The organism is Streptomyces sp. B21-105, from assembly GCF_036898465.1.
Classification (GTDB): domain Bacteria; phylum Actinomycetota; class Actinomycetes; order Streptomycetales; family Streptomycetaceae; genus Streptomyces.
Window position 1 is genome coordinate 5,562,362 of sequence record NZ_JARUMJ010000001.1, and the last position, 15,826, is coordinate 5,578,187.

The 15,826-nt window shown below is 68.1% G+C and carries 17 protein-coding genes and 1 pseudogene; 12 read left to right on the top strand and 6 right to left on the bottom strand.

Annotated elements, in window-relative coordinates; all coding sequences use genetic code 11:
- The first annotated feature begins 120 nt into the window (after nt 1–120).
- The 8 genes from QA802_RS25135 to QA802_RS25170 all read left to right on the top strand — a co-directional run bounded on the left by QA802_RS25135 (nt 121) and on the right by QA802_RS25170 (nt 8,541).
- The gene (locus tag QA802_RS25135; RefSeq protein WP_334526865.1) at nt 121–1,299 is read left to right on the top strand and encodes a glycosyltransferase family 2 protein; all 1,179 of its coding nucleotides are present in this window, start codon (nt 121–123) and stop codon (nt 1,297–1,299) included.
- Nucleotides 1,300–1,554: 255 nt separating this feature from the next.
- Nucleotides 1,555–1,926 carry a 30S ribosomal protein S12 gene (gene rpsL / locus QA802_RS25140; protein ID WP_003948652.1) on the top strand — a complete coding sequence of 124 codons (372 nt, stop codon included), beginning with the start codon at nt 1,555–1,557 and terminating at the stop codon, nt 1,924–1,926.
- 3 nt (nt 1,927–1,929) lie between these two features.
- The gene (rpsG, locus tag QA802_RS25145) at nt 1,930–2,400 is read left to right on the top strand and encodes a 30S ribosomal protein S7 (RefSeq protein WP_020132641.1); all 471 of its coding nucleotides are present in this window, start codon (nt 1,930–1,932) and stop codon (nt 2,398–2,400) included.
- Nucleotides 2,401–2,439: 39 nt separating this feature from the next.
- Entirely contained in the window at nt 2,440–4,566 is a 2,127-nt protein-coding gene (gene fusA, locus QA802_RS25150; protein ID WP_334526868.1) for an elongation factor G, read from the top strand.
- Nucleotides 4,567–4,730: 164 nt separating this feature from the next.
- Entirely contained in the window at nt 4,731–5,924 is a 1,194-nt protein-coding gene (gene tuf / locus QA802_RS25155) for an elongation factor Tu (protein ID WP_319164282.1), read from the top strand.
- Between the two features lie 212 nt (nt 5,925–6,136).
- Complete coding sequence (locus QA802_RS25160) at nt 6,137–6,538, top strand: hypothetical protein (RefSeq protein ID WP_334526870.1); 402 nt, start codon at nt 6,137–6,139, stop codon at nt 6,536–6,538.
- Between the two features lie 60 nt (nt 6,539–6,598).
- Entirely contained in the window at nt 6,599–8,035 is a 1,437-nt protein-coding gene (locus QA802_RS25165; RefSeq protein ID WP_334526873.1) for a hypothetical protein, read from the top strand.
- Nucleotides 8,032–8,541, top strand: coding sequence for a hypothetical protein (locus QA802_RS25170; RefSeq protein WP_334526878.1), 510 nt, complete (start codon nt 8,032–8,034; stop codon nt 8,539–8,541). The genes QA802_RS25165 and QA802_RS25170 overlap by 4 nt, the downstream gene beginning before the upstream one ends.
- Nucleotides 8,542–8,602: 61 nt before the next feature.
- Here the strand turns inward: QA802_RS25170 and QA802_RS25175 are convergent, their stop codons facing one another.
- On the bottom strand, nt 8,603–8,809 hold the full coding sequence (locus QA802_RS25175) for a DUF397 domain-containing protein (protein ID WP_334526881.1): 207 nt from the start codon (nt 8,807–8,809) through the stop codon (nt 8,603–8,605).
- Nucleotides 8,806–9,648: a helix-turn-helix domain-containing protein gene (locus tag QA802_RS25180; protein ID WP_334526884.1), complete on the bottom strand. Its 843-nt coding sequence runs from the start codon at nt 9,646–9,648 to the stop codon at nt 8,806–8,808. The genes QA802_RS25175 and QA802_RS25180 overlap by 4 nt, the downstream gene beginning before the upstream one ends.
- Nucleotides 9,649–9,888: 240 nt before the next feature.
- Here QA802_RS25180 and QA802_RS25185 point away from each other — a divergent pair, with 240 nt between their 5' ends.
- From QA802_RS25185 to QA802_RS25195, 3 genes are all read left to right on the top strand, one after another.
- A complete protein-coding gene (locus QA802_RS25185; RefSeq protein ID WP_334526887.1) occupies nt 9,889–10,833 on the top strand; it encodes a hypothetical protein in 945 nt (314 codons plus the stop codon).
- Nucleotides 10,834–11,021: 188 nt separating this feature from the next.
- Nucleotides 11,022–11,846: a hypothetical protein gene (locus QA802_RS25190; RefSeq protein ID WP_334526890.1), complete on the top strand. Its 825-nt coding sequence runs from the start codon at nt 11,022–11,024 to the stop codon at nt 11,844–11,846.
- Nucleotides 11,847–11,859: 13 nt separating this feature from the next.
- Nucleotides 11,860–12,297 (top strand): type II toxin-antitoxin system VapC family toxin, encoded by a 438-nt coding sequence (locus QA802_RS25195; RefSeq protein ID WP_334526893.1) that lies wholly within the window; start codon nt 11,860–11,862, stop codon nt 12,295–12,297.
- A 111-nt stretch (nt 12,298–12,408) separates the two neighbouring features.
- On the opposite strand, the gene QA802_RS25200 is transcribed toward QA802_RS25195, so the two are convergent.
- Nucleotides 12,409–12,915, bottom strand: coding sequence for a hypothetical protein (locus QA802_RS25200; protein WP_334526896.1), 507 nt, complete (start codon nt 12,913–12,915; stop codon nt 12,409–12,411).
- 220 nt (nt 12,916–13,135) lie between these two features.
- On the opposite strand from QA802_RS25200, the gene QA802_RS25205 reads away from it, so the two are divergent.
- Nucleotides 13,136–13,627: an ATP-binding protein gene (locus QA802_RS25205; RefSeq protein WP_334526899.1), complete on the top strand. Its 492-nt coding sequence runs from the start codon at nt 13,136–13,138 to the stop codon at nt 13,625–13,627.
- A gap of 11 nt (nt 13,628–13,638) precedes the next feature.
- On the opposite strand, the gene QA802_RS25210 is transcribed toward QA802_RS25205, so the two are convergent.
- The 3 genes and pseudogenes from QA802_RS25210 to QA802_RS25220 form a co-directional block, all read right to left on the bottom strand.
- Nucleotides 13,639–14,136: a hypothetical protein gene (locus tag QA802_RS25210; RefSeq protein WP_334526902.1), complete on the bottom strand. Its 498-nt coding sequence runs from the start codon at nt 14,134–14,136 to the stop codon at nt 13,639–13,641.
- A 70-nt stretch (nt 14,137–14,206) separates the two neighbouring features.
- Nucleotides 14,207–14,800: a Uma2 family endonuclease gene (locus tag QA802_RS25215; RefSeq protein ID WP_334526905.1), complete on the bottom strand. Its 594-nt coding sequence runs from the start codon at nt 14,798–14,800 to the stop codon at nt 14,207–14,209.
- 49 nt (nt 14,801–14,849) lie between these two features.
- Nucleotides 14,850–15,730 (bottom strand): annotated as a pseudogene (locus QA802_RS25220) (helix-turn-helix domain-containing protein).
- Nucleotides 15,731–15,826 lie beyond the last annotated feature (96 nt).

Below are 15,826 nucleotides of genomic sequence, written 5' to 3' on the forward strand. Positions count from 1 at the left end.
CGACCGCCGGACGTCCAGGGCGGCGGCGCTGTCCGGAAGATCGTGGAGTCTGCTCAGAAGAGTGTGGTCATAAGATCGCAACAGGGTCGCACATGCGCACCAGAGGTTGGGGGAGGACCGGTGGCCGAAGCGCCGAGGACCACGGCAGCGGCGACCGTCTTGTCGGTCGTCATACCCATGTACAACGAGGAAGAGGTGCTGCCCGCGCTCGTCAGCCGGCTGCGCCCGGTCCTCGACGGTCTCGCCGTCGACCACGAGGTCGTGGTGGTGGACGACGGCAGCACCGACCGCACGGCGGAGCTGCTGGCCGCGTTCCGGCTGGGCTGGCCGCAGCTGCGCGTCATCGGCCTGCGTCGTAACTCCGGCCATCAGGCAGCCCTGACCGCCGGGCTGGACCGGGCGGCCGGCGCGTACGTCGTCAGCATCGACGCCGACCTCCAGGACCCGCCCGAGAAGATCCCGGACATGCTCGCGCTGGCCCGCGCCGACAACCTGGACATCGTCTACGGCATCCGCGCCGACCGGGCCAGCGACACCGGCTTCAAGCGGTGGACGGCGGGCCTGTACTACCGCCTCGTCCGTCGGTTGGCGGGTCCGTCGGTGCCGGCCCAGGCCGGTGACTTCCGGCTGCTGAGCCGGGCCGCCGTGGACGCCCTGAAGGCCCTGCCCGACCAGCAGCGCGTCTACCGGCTCCTCGTGCCCTGGCTGGGCTTCCCCAGCGGCCAGGTCACCTACGAGCGGGCTCCGCGGCCGGCCGGGCAGAGCAAGTACCCCCTCGGCCGGATGATCCGGCTCGCCGTGGACAGCGTCACCGGGTTCTCGGCCGCACCGCTGCGCATCGCCACCTGGCTGGGCGGCTTCGCCTTCCTGGTCTGCCTCGGCCTGATGGTCTACACGCTGAGCGCCCACGCCTTCCAGCACACCGTGCCCGGCTGGACGTCCCTGTTCATAGGCGTGCTGTTCATCGGAGCCGTGCAGCTGGTCTGCGTCGGGCTGCTCGGCGAGTACGTGGGCCGTATATACACGGCTGTGCAGAACCGTCCGACGTACTTCATCGGCCATGACACGGCGGCGGGGGGCCACGACACGATGGCGGCCGGAACCGGAACCGGAACCGGGACCGGAACCGAAGCCGGGGCCGGAACCGAAGCCGGGGCGAAAAGAGCCGAGGCCGGGGCCGGTACCGGGGCCCGGGCCGGGGACGAGGGCGGCGGATCCGTGCCGGCTCCCGCGGGCCGGCCGGCGGGCTCCGGGGAGGTCGCGGCTCCCGTGGCACAGGGGCTGCGGCAGGGCTCGTAAACCTCCGGCGTGTCGGTGACAGGGCCTTCATTTTGACCGGAGTCGGTGCGCTGGGTACGCTCAGACCTTGTGCCTGGGGTGTGCCCTGGCCCATGTGCGTGTCTGCAACCGCACCGGGGCCGTAGCAATGGCCACCGTGATCCGCGCCCCTTCCTGCCTCGCGGCGGAAGTCCGGGGGTCCGACACACCCGACCGCGTGGGTCGGCGAAGTTCCAGGTTAGCTGTACAAATCGGCACACAGAAACCGGAGAAGTAGTGCCTACGATCCAGCAGCTGGTCCGTAAGGGCCGGCAGGACAAGGTCGAGAAGAACAAGACGCCCGCACTCGAGGGTTCTCCTCAGCGCCGCGGCGTCTGCACGCGCGTGTTCACGACCACCCCGAAGAAGCCGAACTCGGCCCTGCGTAAGGTCGCGCGTGTGCGTCTGACCAGCGGGATCGAGGTCACCGCTTACATTCCGGGCGAGGGACACAACCTGCAGGAGCACTCCATCGTGCTCGTGCGTGGTGGCCGTGTGAAGGACCTGCCGGGTGTTCGCTACAAGATCATCCGCGGCTCCCTCGACACCCAGGGTGTCAAGAACCGCAAGCAGGCCCGCAGCCGCTACGGCGCCAAGAAGGAGAAGTAAACAATGCCTCGTAAGGGCCCTGCCCCGAAGCGCCCGGTCATCATCGACCCGGTCTACGGTTCTCCTCTTGTCACGTCGCTCATCAACAAGGTGCTGCTGAACGGCAAGCGCTCCACCGCCGAGCGCATCGTCTACGGCGCCATGGAGGGCCTGCGCGAGAAGACCGGCAACGACCCGGTCATCACGCTGAAGCGCGCTCTCGAGAACATCAAGCCGACCATCGAGGTCAAGTCCCGCCGTGTCGGTGGCGCGACCTACCAGGTCCCGATCGAGGTCAAGCCCGGCCGCGCGAGCACCCTTGCTCTGCGCTGGCTCGTCGGCTACTCCCGCGCCCGTCGCGAGAAGACCATGACCGAGCGCCTGCTCAACGAGCTTCTCGACGCGTCCAACGGCCTCGGCGCCGCTGTGAAGAAGCGCGAGGACACCCACAAGATGGCCGAGTCCAACAAGGCCTTCGCGCACTACCGCTGGTAGTCGCTACCCACATCGAGACCGAGAGAAGACGAAAGCCTTATGGCTACCACTTCACTTGACCTGGCCAAGGTCCGCAACATCGGGATCATGGCCCACATCGACGCGGGCAAGACGACCACCACCGAGCGGATCCTGTTCTACACCGGCGTCTCCTACAAGATCGGTGAGGTCCACGACGGCGCCGCCACGATGGACTGGATGGAGCAGGAGCAGGAGCGTGGCATCACGATCACCTCTGCTGCCACCACCTGTCACTGGCCGCTTGCCGATGTCGACCACACCATCAACATCATCGACACCCCGGGCCACGTCGACTTCACCGTCGAGGTGGAGCGTTCGCTGCGCGTGCTCGACGGCGCCGTGACGGTGTTCGACGGCGTTGCCGGCGTCGAGCCCCAGTCCGAGACCGTGTGGCGTCAGGCGGACCGTTACGGCGTTCCGCGTATCTGCTTCGTCAACAAGCTCGACCGGACCGGTGCCGAGTTCCACCGTTGTGTCGACATGATCAGCGGCCGCCTGGGTGCGACCCCGATCGTGATGCAGCTGCCGATCGGTGCCGAGGCCGACTTCAAGGGCGTCGTCGACCTGGTCACGATGAAGGCCTTCGTGTGGTCTGCCGAGGCGGAGAAGGGCGAGATGTACGACGTCGTCGACATCCCGTCCACCCACACCGAGGCTGCCGAGGAGTACCGCGGCAAGCTCGTCGAGACCGTCGCGGAGAACGACGACGAGATCATGGAGCTGTACCTGGAGGGCCAGGAGCCTTCCGTGGAGCAGCTGTACGCCGCGATCCGTCGCATCACCATCGCGTCCGGCAAGTCCGACGGCGTCACCGTCACCCCGGTGTTCTGTGGCACCGCGTTCAAGAACAAGGGTGTTCAGCCCCTGCTCGACGCGGTCGTGCGCTACCTGCCCTCCCCCCTGGACGTCGAGGCCATCGAGGGCCACGACGTGAAGGACCCGGAGCTGGTCGTCAAGCGCAAGCCGTCCGAGGACGAGCCGCTGTCCGCCCTCGCGTTCAAGATCATGAGCGACCCGCACCTGGGCAAGCTCACCTTCGTCCGGGTCTACTCGGGCCGCCTGGTGTCCGGCACTGCCGTGCTGAACTCCGTCAAGGGCAAGAAGGAGCGCATCGGCAAGATCTACCGCATGCACGCGAACAAGCGTGAGGAGATCGAGGCGGTCGGCGCCGGCGACATCGTCGCCGTCATGGGTCTGAAGCAGACCACGACCGGCGAGACGCTGTGCGACGACAAGAACCCGGTGATCCTGGAGTCCATGGACTTCCCGGCGCCGGTCATCCAGGTCGCCATCGAGCCCAAGTCGAAGGGCGACCAGGAGAAGCTGGGCATCGCGATCCAGCGCCTGGCCGAGGAGGACCCGTCGTTCCAGGTCCACTCGGACGAGGAGACCGGCCAGACCATCATCGGCGGCATGGGCGAACTGCACCTCGAGGTGCTGGTCGACCGTATGCGCCGTGAGTTCAAGGTCGAGGCCAACGTCGGCAAGCCGCAGGTCGCCTACCGCGAGACCATCCGCAAGGCGGTCGACCGGGTCGACTACACGCACAAGAAGCAGACCGGCGGTACCGGCCAGTTCGCCAAGGTGCAGATCGCGATCGAGCCGATCGAGGGCGGCGACGCCTCGTACGAGTTCGTGAACAAGGTGACCGGTGGTCGTATCCCGAAGGAGTACATCCCTTCGGTCGACGCCGGTGCGCAGGAGGCCATGCAGTTCGGCATCCTCGCCGGTTACGAGATGACCGGCGTGCGCGTCACCCTGCTCGACGGTGGCTACCACGAGGTGGACTCCTCCGAGCTCGCCTTCAAGATCGCCGGTTCGCAGGCCTTCAAGGAGGCCGCGCGCAAGGCCAGCCCCGTGCTGCTCGAGCCGATGATGGCCGTCGAGGTCACCACGCCCGAGGACTACATGGGCGAGGTCATCGGCGACATCAACTCCCGCCGTGGTCAGATCCAGGCCATGGAGGAGCGGGCCGGTGCCCGCGTCGTCAAGGGCCTGGTGCCCCTGTCGGAGATGTTCGGCTACGTCGGCGACCTCCGCAGCAAGACGTCGGGTCGCGCGAGCTACTCGATGCAGTTCGACTCCTACGCCGAGGTTCCCCGGAACGTCGCCGAGGAGATCATCGCGAAGGCCAAGGGCGAGTAACGCACCGCGTTCACACGCTTTAGGCTTGACTCCGGAGCCCCTGGGGCATCCACCCGCATTCGTCAAGGATCGTGGGTGTTTGCCCCGGCCCCGGGATTTGACAGCAAAGATCACCTGGCGCCGATGAAGCAAGGCGTTCCAGAACCACTCCCAGGAGGACCCCAGTGGCGAAGGCGAAGTTCGAGCGGACTAAGCCGCACGTCAACATCGGCACCATCGGTCACATCGACCACGGTAAGACGACCCTCACGGCCGCCATTACCAAGGTGCTGCACGACGCGTACCCGGACCTGAACGAGGCCTCGGCCTTCGACCAGATCGACAAGGCTCCTGAGGAGCGCCAGCGCGGTATCACCATCTCCATCGCGCACGTCGAGTACCAGACCGAGACGCGTCACTACGCCCACGTCGACTGCCCCGGTCACGCGGACTACATCAAGAACATGATCACGGGTGCGGCGCAGATGGACGGCGCCATCCTCGTCGTCGCCGCCACCGACGGCCCGATGCCGCAGACCAAGGAGCACGTGCTCCTGGCCCGCCAGGTCGGCGTTCCGTACATCGTCGTCGCCCTGAACAAGGCCGACATGGTGGACGACGAGGAGATCCTGGAGCTCGTCGAGCTCGAGGTCCGTGAGCTCCTCTCCGAGTACGAGTTCCCGGGCGACGACCTGCCGGTCGTCAAGGTCTCGGCGCTCAAGGCCCTCGAGGGCGACGCCGAGTGGGGTCAGACGGTCCTCGACCTGATGGCCGCCGTCGACGAGTCGATCCCGACCCCCGAGCGTGACGTCGACAAGCCGTTCCTCATGCCCGTCGAGGACGTCTTCACGATCACCGGTCGCGGTACGGTCGTCACCGGCCGTATCGAGCGTGGTGTCCTGAAGGTCAACGAGACCGTCGACATCATCGGCATCAAGCAGGAGAAGACCACCACCACGGTCACCGGCATCGAGATGTTCCGCAAGCTCCTCGACGAGGGTCAGGCCGGTGAGAACGTCGGTCTGCTGCTTCGTGGCATCAAGCGCGAGGACGTCGAGCGCGGCCAGGTCATCATCAAGCCGGGTTCGGTCACGCCGCACACCGAGTTCGAGGCCCAGGCCTACATCCTGTCGAAGGACGAGGGTGGCCGTCACACCCCCTTCTTCAACAACTACCGTCCGCAGTTCTACTTCCGTACGACGGACGTGACCGGCGTCGTGACCCTCCCCGAGGGCACCGAGATGGTCATGCCGGGTGACAACACCGAGATGAAGGTGGAGCTCATCCAGCCCGTCGCCATGGAAGAGGGCCTGAAGTTCGCCATCCGTGAGGGTGGCCGGACGGTCGGCGCCGGCCAGGTCACCAAGATCAACAAGTAAGTCCGTTGATCGACCTGGTAGCTCCAGCCTGAGCTGAGCAACCTGAGAGGGCCCGTACGACTCCGGTCGTACGGGCCCTTTCGTATGGTCGGGCGGGGGAGAGGTCGGCACGCGTGCGGCAGAAGAAGGGGCGGAGCTGACGCGAATGCGGTACGAGGTGCGGTCGCCTCTCCTCCTAGGATGGAGCGGAACGTGAAACGGGGGAGTGAATCGTGACCGAAGGTGAGCCTGCGCACACGCGCCTGAACGAGTTGGCGGCCGACGGAGGGGGCAGAGCGCCCGGCAAGGACTTCGCGTCGACCCCTGCCCAGAAGAAGGCCGCGGCCAAAGCGATCGAGGAGCACCTGGAGCCGGACACCTCGAAGGCGGGTGCCAAAGCAGCCGAAAGCACCGGTGCGGCCGCCACGGCGTTCGGACCCGGCGACGGCGAAGGCTGGCTCACCGGCCAGGCCTTGAAGACCGCGAAGGAGACGTGGAGCCAGCAGCTCACCACGCTGATGAACCGCCTCGGGTCGGAAAAGGCGGCTCTGCGTGCCACAGGCCTGTTGTTCCAGGGCACCGACACCGGCGTGGGATCGGGGATCCGGAATTCCTCCGTACTGGACTCGTTCTGATCGGTTCCCGAACCACCATCTGATCGCGCGGAGTTGGCCTTGGCGACCTATCACGAAATCATGAGCACCGACCTGTCGAAACTCACCACGGCCGCCGGCGACTGGGACGCCATGGCCAAGGACTTCGGCACGCTCGCGGAGAGATACCAGAAGGACGTACACGGCATCTCTCTGGGAGACACATGGATCGGCGTCAGTGCGAACGCCGGATCCGCACGCTTCGACGTGACGCTCAAGGAGTACCAGGGCGCGCAGAGCGAAGCACTCGCTGTCGCGAAGCTGCTCCGTACCGCCCACACGGAGTTCAGCAACCTGCGGAAGAAGATCGAACACACACGGGAAGAGGCGGTCCGTGCCGGCATGCGGGTGTCGGAAAACGGTGTCGTCGCCTTCGACACGTCCCGGCTCGAACCCGGCGAGTACAGCGCCTACGTCCATGACCCCGGCTACCAGGAGAGCGCCCGGAACACGGCGGCCGACTGGGCCGCGCAACTCGCCGTCGCCGTGCAGGCCGTGAACGACGCGGACGAAGGGCTCAAGCTGACCCTCGCCACCGTGATGCAGGACTCGAACCTCATCGACGGCACGATCAACGGCTTCAACCGGGCGCCCGCTCCCAGCCCCTACCCGTCCCTGGAAGAAGCCGCGAAGGCGCAGCACATCCCGAAGGACAGGACCAAGGTCGCCGAATGGTGGCGTGACCTCGATCCCGTCACGCGCGCCGTCCTGCTCCAGGAGAAGGGGGACGAGCTGCGCAAGGCCGGAATCATGAGCCCGCTGTACAAGTGGCATGCGCCCGACCCCGGCTCCGGCGCATTCGACACCGAGGAGCCGACGGCCGAGGACCTGTGGTTCCTGGCGCGGGCGCAGGGCATAGCGGCAGGAGGCGATTTCACGGGAGAGAACGCAGCGTCCCGCAATATGGAGCACTACCTGAGCGCCACCGGCGAACCCCTGGATCTGGACGTGGACCGCATCCTGAAGGACGACTCAGGGTTCCGGGACGACATCGCCGTCCACATCGGCAAGAACCAGGACGACTGGCGGCAGCAAGGGCTCGACGCGTTCGAGAAGGCCGGCGGCGACAAGACCGTGGTCGTACCGGTGGAGAGTGCGCAGGCCGGTCGGACCTTCCGGAATGACCAGTGGTACCACGCGATCGGCTCGCACCAGCAGAACGTGTCAGGAATGGTCACCGTCAGCCCCGGAGAGAACGGCAGGCCCAAGGTCACACTCGACTACCAGGCCAACGTCTGGGACCGGTACAACTGGGACGAGGGCAAGTCGACCACGTTTCCCGGCGGCGTCGTGATCCCCGACTCCGAAATGGGGCGTCTCCACAAGACGGGCCTCGCCCGCGAGTTCGACATGCGAGGCAGCAGCTCCACCTACACGTACGACCTGAACAGCGACACACCCGCGACGACGGCCCCACCGGACCAGGGCCGCGAAGGCACCCGCGGGGACGTCTCCCGGGGCGATGAGGAGAACCGGTGAAGAACCGACGTGGCGCCCACCTGCTGGCGGCGCTGACAACCGCCCTCCTTCTCGTGTCGTGCTCCGGATGCGACCAGGGCGATGGCCCCGTGGCCGAGGGACGCGACTATCAGTGGGACAAGGAAGCCGGCGCCTCCGACGCGTCCGCGTTCATGAACGTGGCGATCCCGGAGGGCGCCACGCAGACCAAGGGCGCCGTCCAGATCAATCCACAGGAGGACGTCTACCTCCTCACTTTCGTCACCAGCGAGAAAACTGCCGAGGACATCGCGGAGGATCTGCGCCCCCAAGAGCCCCTGAAGGCGCAGAAGACGGATTTTGCTCCACAGGGAGAGCTCTTCGCGCACCTCGGGCTGCCCGAGCCGCAGACGTTGAAGGGGGTGCGCTGGGCCGGGGTGTGCCCGCCCTGCGTGAGCGACCACCGCCGCAAGAAGGCGCAGTGGATCGACATCTACGTCGAGACACTTCAAGCCGATCGGGCGCGGGTCTATCTCCAGGCGTTCTGACCGCGCCGCGAGGCATGAGAGAAGGGCGGCCCAATACCCGCCGCCCCCTCCTCCGATCAGCTCAACCGCGCGCGGCCATCCGCACGAACGCGGCCCACTGGCCGGCACCGACCGTAAGGAACCCCTCCCCCGGCCGCTTGGAGTCACGGACCAGCACGGCCGCACCGGCGTCCGCGATCTCGACACAGTCGCCGCCGTCACCCGCGCTGTAAGTGCTCTTAAACCAGTGCAGTTCGTTAACGGCAGGCTCGGGGCTGCTCGCCTTCATAGCTCTCCCAACAGCTTCTCGATGAAGACCAGCGACTCCCTGGGAGTCAACGCCTGCGCTCGGAGAACGCCGTACGTCGCTTCCCTCGGGCTGACCTTCTTCGGGTCCGCGAGCAGGGTGCTCATGCCCTGCACTTCCATGTAAGCCATCCTGCGCTGATCCTTCGAGTGGATCAATGTGAACGGCCCAGCCAGACCTGCGTGCTCTTCGCGTTCCGTCGGCATGACCTGCATCTCGACGTTGCGCTGATGCCCGTAGATCAGAAGCTGCTCCAACTGCCCTCGCCATACCTCTCGGCCACCAAGAGGCCTCCGCAACACGTGCTCCTCGATGACGAAGCTCAGCAGTGGAGCGGGGCGCCGCGAGAAGAGCTTCTGCCGCTCCAACCTGGCGGCCACACCCTGCTCGATCGCCTCCTCGTCCAAGAGCGGTCGCCACATCCGGAAGACCGCCCGCGCATACTCTTCCGTCTGCAACAGCCCCTTGATCACATGGCTGATGTAGGCATGCAATTCAACTGCCTCCGCCTCCAGCTCCGCGTACCGACGGAAGAACGACGGATACCGCGCCTTCGCCACCTCCGGCTTCATCGCAGCGAGCACGCCCCTCGCCCCCACCGCCCGATCCACCACTTCGATCAGGTCCGGCTTCGGAATCCGCCGCCCCTGCTCCACCGCCGCGATCTGAGCCTCGCCGTATCCGACCCGATCCCCCAACTGCGCCTGCGTGAGCCCGGCCACCTCCCGCATCAGCTTCATCTGACGCCCGAAGCCGCGCAGGAAGTCCCCGTCCGCCTCAGGCTCCGCGCCACCCGCGCCCGAGTCCGCGCCACTGCCCATCCCGCCTCGCTCCCTCGCGACTCCGCTGTCCGTGATCGCAGGTTAGGAGCGGCCCTGCTCAACAGCAGTTCGAACGACACAAGTTGGTTCGTGTGGGTGAATGCCCAGCGAAAGCTTTCTTCACTCAACGCGTCCAGGCGCACACTTTCCGTGCTGTACCGTCAGCACAAATACGGCCCCCGCAACGGCTGGAACCGTTCGCGAGGGCCTGAACCACCAGTGGAAGTAAGGGCTCCCACCGTGATTTACCGTCACCATATCGCGCCCCCGCGCGCCTTCACCCAGTTCTCCCACGACCTCATCCGGCATCCCCGGCTCTCCTCCGACGCCGTTCGACTCCTCACCTGGCAGCTCTCCCTCCCCGAGGGAGCGCGCGAACCCCTCTCGCGCACCGCCGAACGCGCCAACATCGGAGCGACCGCCTTCACCCGCGCCAAACGCCAGCTCAAAGACGAAGGCTTCGTGCACGAGCGCCGCCTGCAAGGCCCCGGCGGCCACTGGGTCACCCAACAGCTCGTCTCCAGCGTCCCGTTGAAGCCTGCCGAGGCCGCCAAGATCCTCGCGCGGATGCCCGTCGCACCGGCATCGTCCGTATCGCCGCAGGTCGCACCGAGTCCTCAACCTCCGACCGTCGGTGACCCGACCCCTCCGCCGCCCGACGGCTATCCCATTGGCGACACCCCGGAGAACACCCCCAACCGTCCCCCCAAACCCCCCACCGGCACACCCGCAAGCCCGGAACCGAGCCCGGAGCCGAGCCCGGAAACCCTCGCCGCCGCCACCACCCTCGTCGCCGCCTACCCGACCCTCTCCCCCGACCTGCGTCACATCCCCCACCCCATGCGGGCGGAGCTGACCGCCCTCACCGCCCGCTGGCTGGAAGCCGGGCACCCGCCCACCGTCATCCGCACGCACATCCTTCGCGGCCTCCCCAACGACGGCACCCTCGTCCACAGCCCCGGCGGCCTGTTCCGACACCTCCTCCGCGAGGTCCCACCGCCGCCCGCCACCACCCCCGCCCCCAGCCCCACATCCCCATCCCCCGACCGCACCCCCGGCCCCCGCCTCTCCGCCCGCCTGACAGGCACCCGCGAATGCGAAGGCCGCCACATCCAACCCAGACTCTTCCGCCCGGTCGGCGACGAGAACCTGTGTCCGGCATGCACCGCCTTCCCCGTCCGATGAGAGCTCCCGGCCTCTGGCAGCCCGGAGGTCGGGGCACCGGAGACGGGCGGTTCGACCGAGGTCCGTATCCGTCACCAGGGTTTCTTTCGAGTGACAAGCCTGCGGGAAAGAGACCAGCATGGTGGTGGGCTTCGCGTACCTTGACACCTCGCGGGTCCTGCAACATCGACGCCGGGAGGAGGGACGACATGAGGATCGAGCTCGCGCTCAAGCTGCGAGGTCCGCACGCGGGGATGGATGCCCAGGATTCCCTGCGGTCCATGCAGACCGTGCTGTCCCTCCTGCGCGAGTTGGAGGTCACGGAGACGGCTCGACCGAGCGAGGAAGGGACCCGTTGGACGTTCAACGAGCTCCGGCTCGGCAGCGTCGCCTGCGTTCTCGAGCCCCTGCGCATCGCCGAGCACTCCACCTACGAGGTGGTGGAGCGCGTGCTCCACACCGCCGTGACAGGGCTGCACGAGGCAGAGTCCAGTGAGCGCATCCCCACCGGCTGGACCTTCCGGGCCGCAAACCTCGGGCAGCGGGTCGCCAGGTCCCTCGGCGCGTCGCCGGATGTCGGGATGTTCGTCGAGGTGAGGGGGAACGGGGTGGCCCTTCGCTCTGCGGAGGTCACCCAACGAGCCGCCCTGAACCTGGGCCGCGCCACAAAGGCCCGCTTCCTGACAGTCGGCTCCCGGCGGGGACGCCTGAGCGGACTGGAGGAGGGAAAACGACAGCACCATCCCCGGGCTCTGCTGCGCACCGAGGTCGGCGGCGAGGTGATCCCCGTGTACTTCGGTGACGACCTCGACCCCGAACTCCGGCGGGCATGGCGGCGTGACCGCGTGGAGGTGACAGGGGAGATCACCGAGAACGCGCAGGGGCAGAGCGTCCGCATGCGGGCGACCGATGTCGAACTGCTACCGACGGAGCCGCTGCTGTCGGACGAAGAGCTGCGGGCCGGGTTCTGGCCGGACATGACGGGCGGGCAGGACGCGGTGGACTACCTGGAGGCCCTGCGTGGGGAGAAGTGACCGTCCCGCTTCGGTGTACTTGGACGCCAACTGCTTCATCGACTGGGCGCAGGGAACGGGCAGCGCACGCGAGGCCGAGAGCATGCTGCGGGCCGGCAAAGCCGGGCACGTGCGGCTGCACACCTCGACGCTCACTTTCGCAGAGGCGCGGGGCACCAGCGCAAGCGACCACCGGCTTCGTATCCGGGCGCTGCTCCAGGAGCCCTACATCACTCTCGTCGAAGTGACCCGACGCGTCGGCCTCCTCGCGAACGACATCACCGCCGAACGCCCGAAGATCAAGGGTGCTGACGCGATCCACCTGGCGTCCGCGTGCTTTGCCAAAGTCGATGTTCTGGTGACGCGCAACTTCCGCGACTTCAAACCGGATGACCTGTACCGAGGCGTTCTGCTGCGGATGCCCTTCGAGTTCGGGGGCGAGGGGCTGTTCGCGGCATCGGACATCGGTTGACGATCTGGGCCGGGTGAGCAGGGGACGAGGTTCACCGCCGCTTTCACCGGCCGTGTCACGTCTAGGTAGCCCCACCGTGGACGCGACCTCCCGACCCGCCGTGACGCCAGGTCACGCCGCCTCCGCCTCCTCTGCGGCCCGGCGGGCGAGCCGGTGCGCCTCGGGCAGGGCGTCGGGCGTCGTCAACGGCAGGCGTACGGCATGCGCGTTGTCCGCCTGGACGTTGCGCGCGGCGGCGTAACGGCAGCCCTCCGCGGCCTCGAGCGGCAGACGGAAGTCGAGGTACGCACGGTCCGGGCGCACATAGCAGTAGGCGCCGACCTTGCGCGGTCCGGGCACGTACAGCTTCACGTAGCTCGTCTTCTCGGTGCCGAGCTCGGCGACGGCCCCGTGCTCACGGACCTCCTTCTCCACGAAGGAGACGAAGAGGTCGGCGTACTGCGACGCCGCCCGGTTCCGCAGCAGCGCGAGCACCTCCGGGTCCAGCACGGACGGGGCCGACGCCTCGGCCGTACGCGCCATGGCGTGCAGGCTGAACTCGGCCCCGTGTGCGGCCAACGCGTCGATCAACGCGGGCAGCTCTTCCGGGCTCGCATGAATGCTGACCTTGATCACCACAGTGCACTCTCCTTCGACCGGACCCCGGCGGCCCGCTCACGCACAGCCTAGCCGCTACTGACGACCTACTGCTAGCAGCTTTTCGATGCTTTCCGCGAACTGCTCGCTTCTGTTCTGGGCATCCCGACAGCCCCGACACCACTCCGCCCGACCCCCACAGATCCGGGCCGTGCCACCGTTTCCCCTGGTCACTGACGCCACAAAACGGGATCTTCGGGCCATGCGAACCCCACTCCCCGACATCACTCCCGACCACCACCGGCACCACGACCGCGCCCACGATCACGACCGCGAAGCACCGCTCTCCCTCCGGTTCAGCGCGACCCCACGCGGCGCCCGCCTCGCCCGACGGCTCGCCGCACAACAGATGGACGCCTGGGGATGGCCGTACGGCGGCCCGGCCAATGACGCCGTCGAACTGGTCGTCGCCGAGCTGGCGGCGAACGCCGTCACCCACGGTCGCGTCGCGGGCCGGGACGCGGAACTGCGACTACGCCGCCATGGGAGCGGACGGGTGCGGGTGGAGGTCAGCGACACCCGCGGGGAGCGGTTGCCCGGGCAGGAGTCCGCCGAACCCGACGCGGAACACGGACGTGGGCTGATCCTCGTGGCCGCGCTCTGCGAGACGTGGGGTGTCGTCCCGCGTCCGGGCGGGCCCGGCAAGACCGTGTGGGCCGTGGTCGCCGCACCGCCGCTGACGGACCACGGCTGAGCGGACCGGCGTCAGCCGGCCACCCTCGGCACGCCCCCCTTGCGGCCCACGTTGAAGGCGATGCGGTAGACGTCCGGCAGGTCGATCCGGCCGTCACGGCGGCGACGCATCACGCCCAGCGAGATCAACTCCTCGATCAGCAGCTCCGGGTTCTCCGGATGACGCGGGCCGGTGCGGACCAGCGTCTCGTCGGCGGGGTCGCCGGGCACGTACCGCTCGGCCTCCTTGCGCAAGGCTTCCACGAGCCGGGACTCCTCCCACAGAGCCTCCACCTTCTCCTGCTCGACCGGCACCTGGCGGCCCGCCAGCGGTTCGATCGCCCGCCTCACCCACGGCATGTCCTCGCCGACCTCGGCGACCCGCGTCTCCGATGCCGTCTGCACCCCACGCCGGATCCCTTCGTGATGGAGCGCGAACTCATGGCCCGCGTACTGGTCCCGGGTCTCCGCCAGGGCCTTCTGCAACGCGCTCAGGAAACTGCGCGGGCTGACCTGCTCGACCCCGTCCATCAGGTGGTTGGCCGGCGCGGGAGGGCGGGCCCATGGGGCGGGGTAGCGGGGGAGACCTTGGTGGAGCCGGTCAGTCGGGGTAGCGGGGGAGATCCTCGGTGGAAACGGTCCAGTCCGCGACGGTGACGTCCTCGCCGTAGACGAAGTCCTTGCGCGTGGCGTAGCGGGGACCGTCGGGGGTGGGGTGGATGTCGCTGAGGACCGCGCCCGTTCCGGTGCGGGGGTCGAAGATCGCGTAGACGGGGATGCCCATCAGCGGGTAGTCGCGCACCTTGCTGACCCAGTCGTTGTCCGGGTTGGAGCGGGAGACCACCTCGATGGCGGCGACGAGTGACCGGGGATCGAAGGAGCCCTCTCCCTCCATGTCCGCCTCGGCGATCACCATCACATCGGGACGGCGCATGATGCCCTCGGGTTCGTCCTCCACGTCGGGTTCACCCGTGTGGGCCACGATCTCGGCCGGCATCGCCTTTTCCAGGCGCTTCCGGACGCGCAGCACGGTGAGCTCGTGCGGCCTCGTGGGCGACATCATGTCGAGGACGATCCCTTGCTTGGTGATCTCGAACCTGCCGGGGAGGTTGTCGTCCGTCGACTCCACGAAGTCCCGCATGGCCCGGTAGAGGAGGGAGGCACCGTGCTGCGTGTGGTCCGAGGCGATGGTCATGGCGCTCGCTCCTCGTCGGTGCCCGGGGGCAAGGATCGTCACGCTCATGCTAGGCGGCCTCAGGGCGACCGGGTCGGCAGTCGCGGCAGAGGAGCTCCGGGGTCGGCGAGCGGAAGGGCCGGTCGCAGCCGTCGCAGGTGGGGAGGGGGCCTCGCATGGGCGGTGGAGCCTGCGGTGCAGCCTGCGGTGGAGCCTGGAAGGGATGTGGGGGTGGGAGCTGGGCGGCGAGGCGGTGCGCCAGGAGGGCGGCCGGGCGACGCAACGGGTCCGGTGGGAGGTCCGCGGTGAGCGCTCGCACCATGGCTGCGGGGCTGACATCCCGCTCCAGCCAGGCGGCGACGCCGGGGGCGAGGTGCTCCGCGTCCGTGGCGGACAGCAGGAGGCGGGAGTCGTGGCGGCGGAGGCGGGCGAGGAGGTCCATCGCTGTCTGGAGGAGCGCGGGAGCCGGGTAGGCGGGGCGAGGCACGGCGGGGAGCGCCTTGCGCGGCTGCGGCCTTCGGGGCGGGGCGTCGCCGCCGGCCTTGTGGGGGCGTGGTCCGAGGCCGGACCGCGATCACGGTGACCGGGCTGGTTGCAGGAGACCGTGCGGGTGATGATCCGCCCGCCGGGGATGCGGTTGCGTTCGCGGCGGAGATAGCCGTGGGCCTCCAGCTCGCGCAACGCGGCGGCGATACGGACCGACCCCTCGGGGAAGCGCGCGGTGAGGCTCTTGATGTCGACGCGGACGCCCGGGGGCAGCGACTGGATGTGCACAGCCAGGCCGATCGCAAGCAGCGACAGCTCCTCGTGCTGGGCGAGGTGGTTGCCGATCACCGTGAAGCGTTCGGTGTGGCGGGCGTTGTCATGGGTGAGTCCACCCGCGTGGGGGTGGTTTTTGCCCGGGATGCGGGACTCGGAGTGCGGCGGCGCGCTAGGGTTTTCCTCGGCCATCACGGAGCCTTTTCCGTTGGTTGGTCAGTCATCGGGAAGGGGTTTCTTCCTCGGTGGCCAGGCCCTCGCAATGGGATGCCAGTCCCTGCGGGGGCC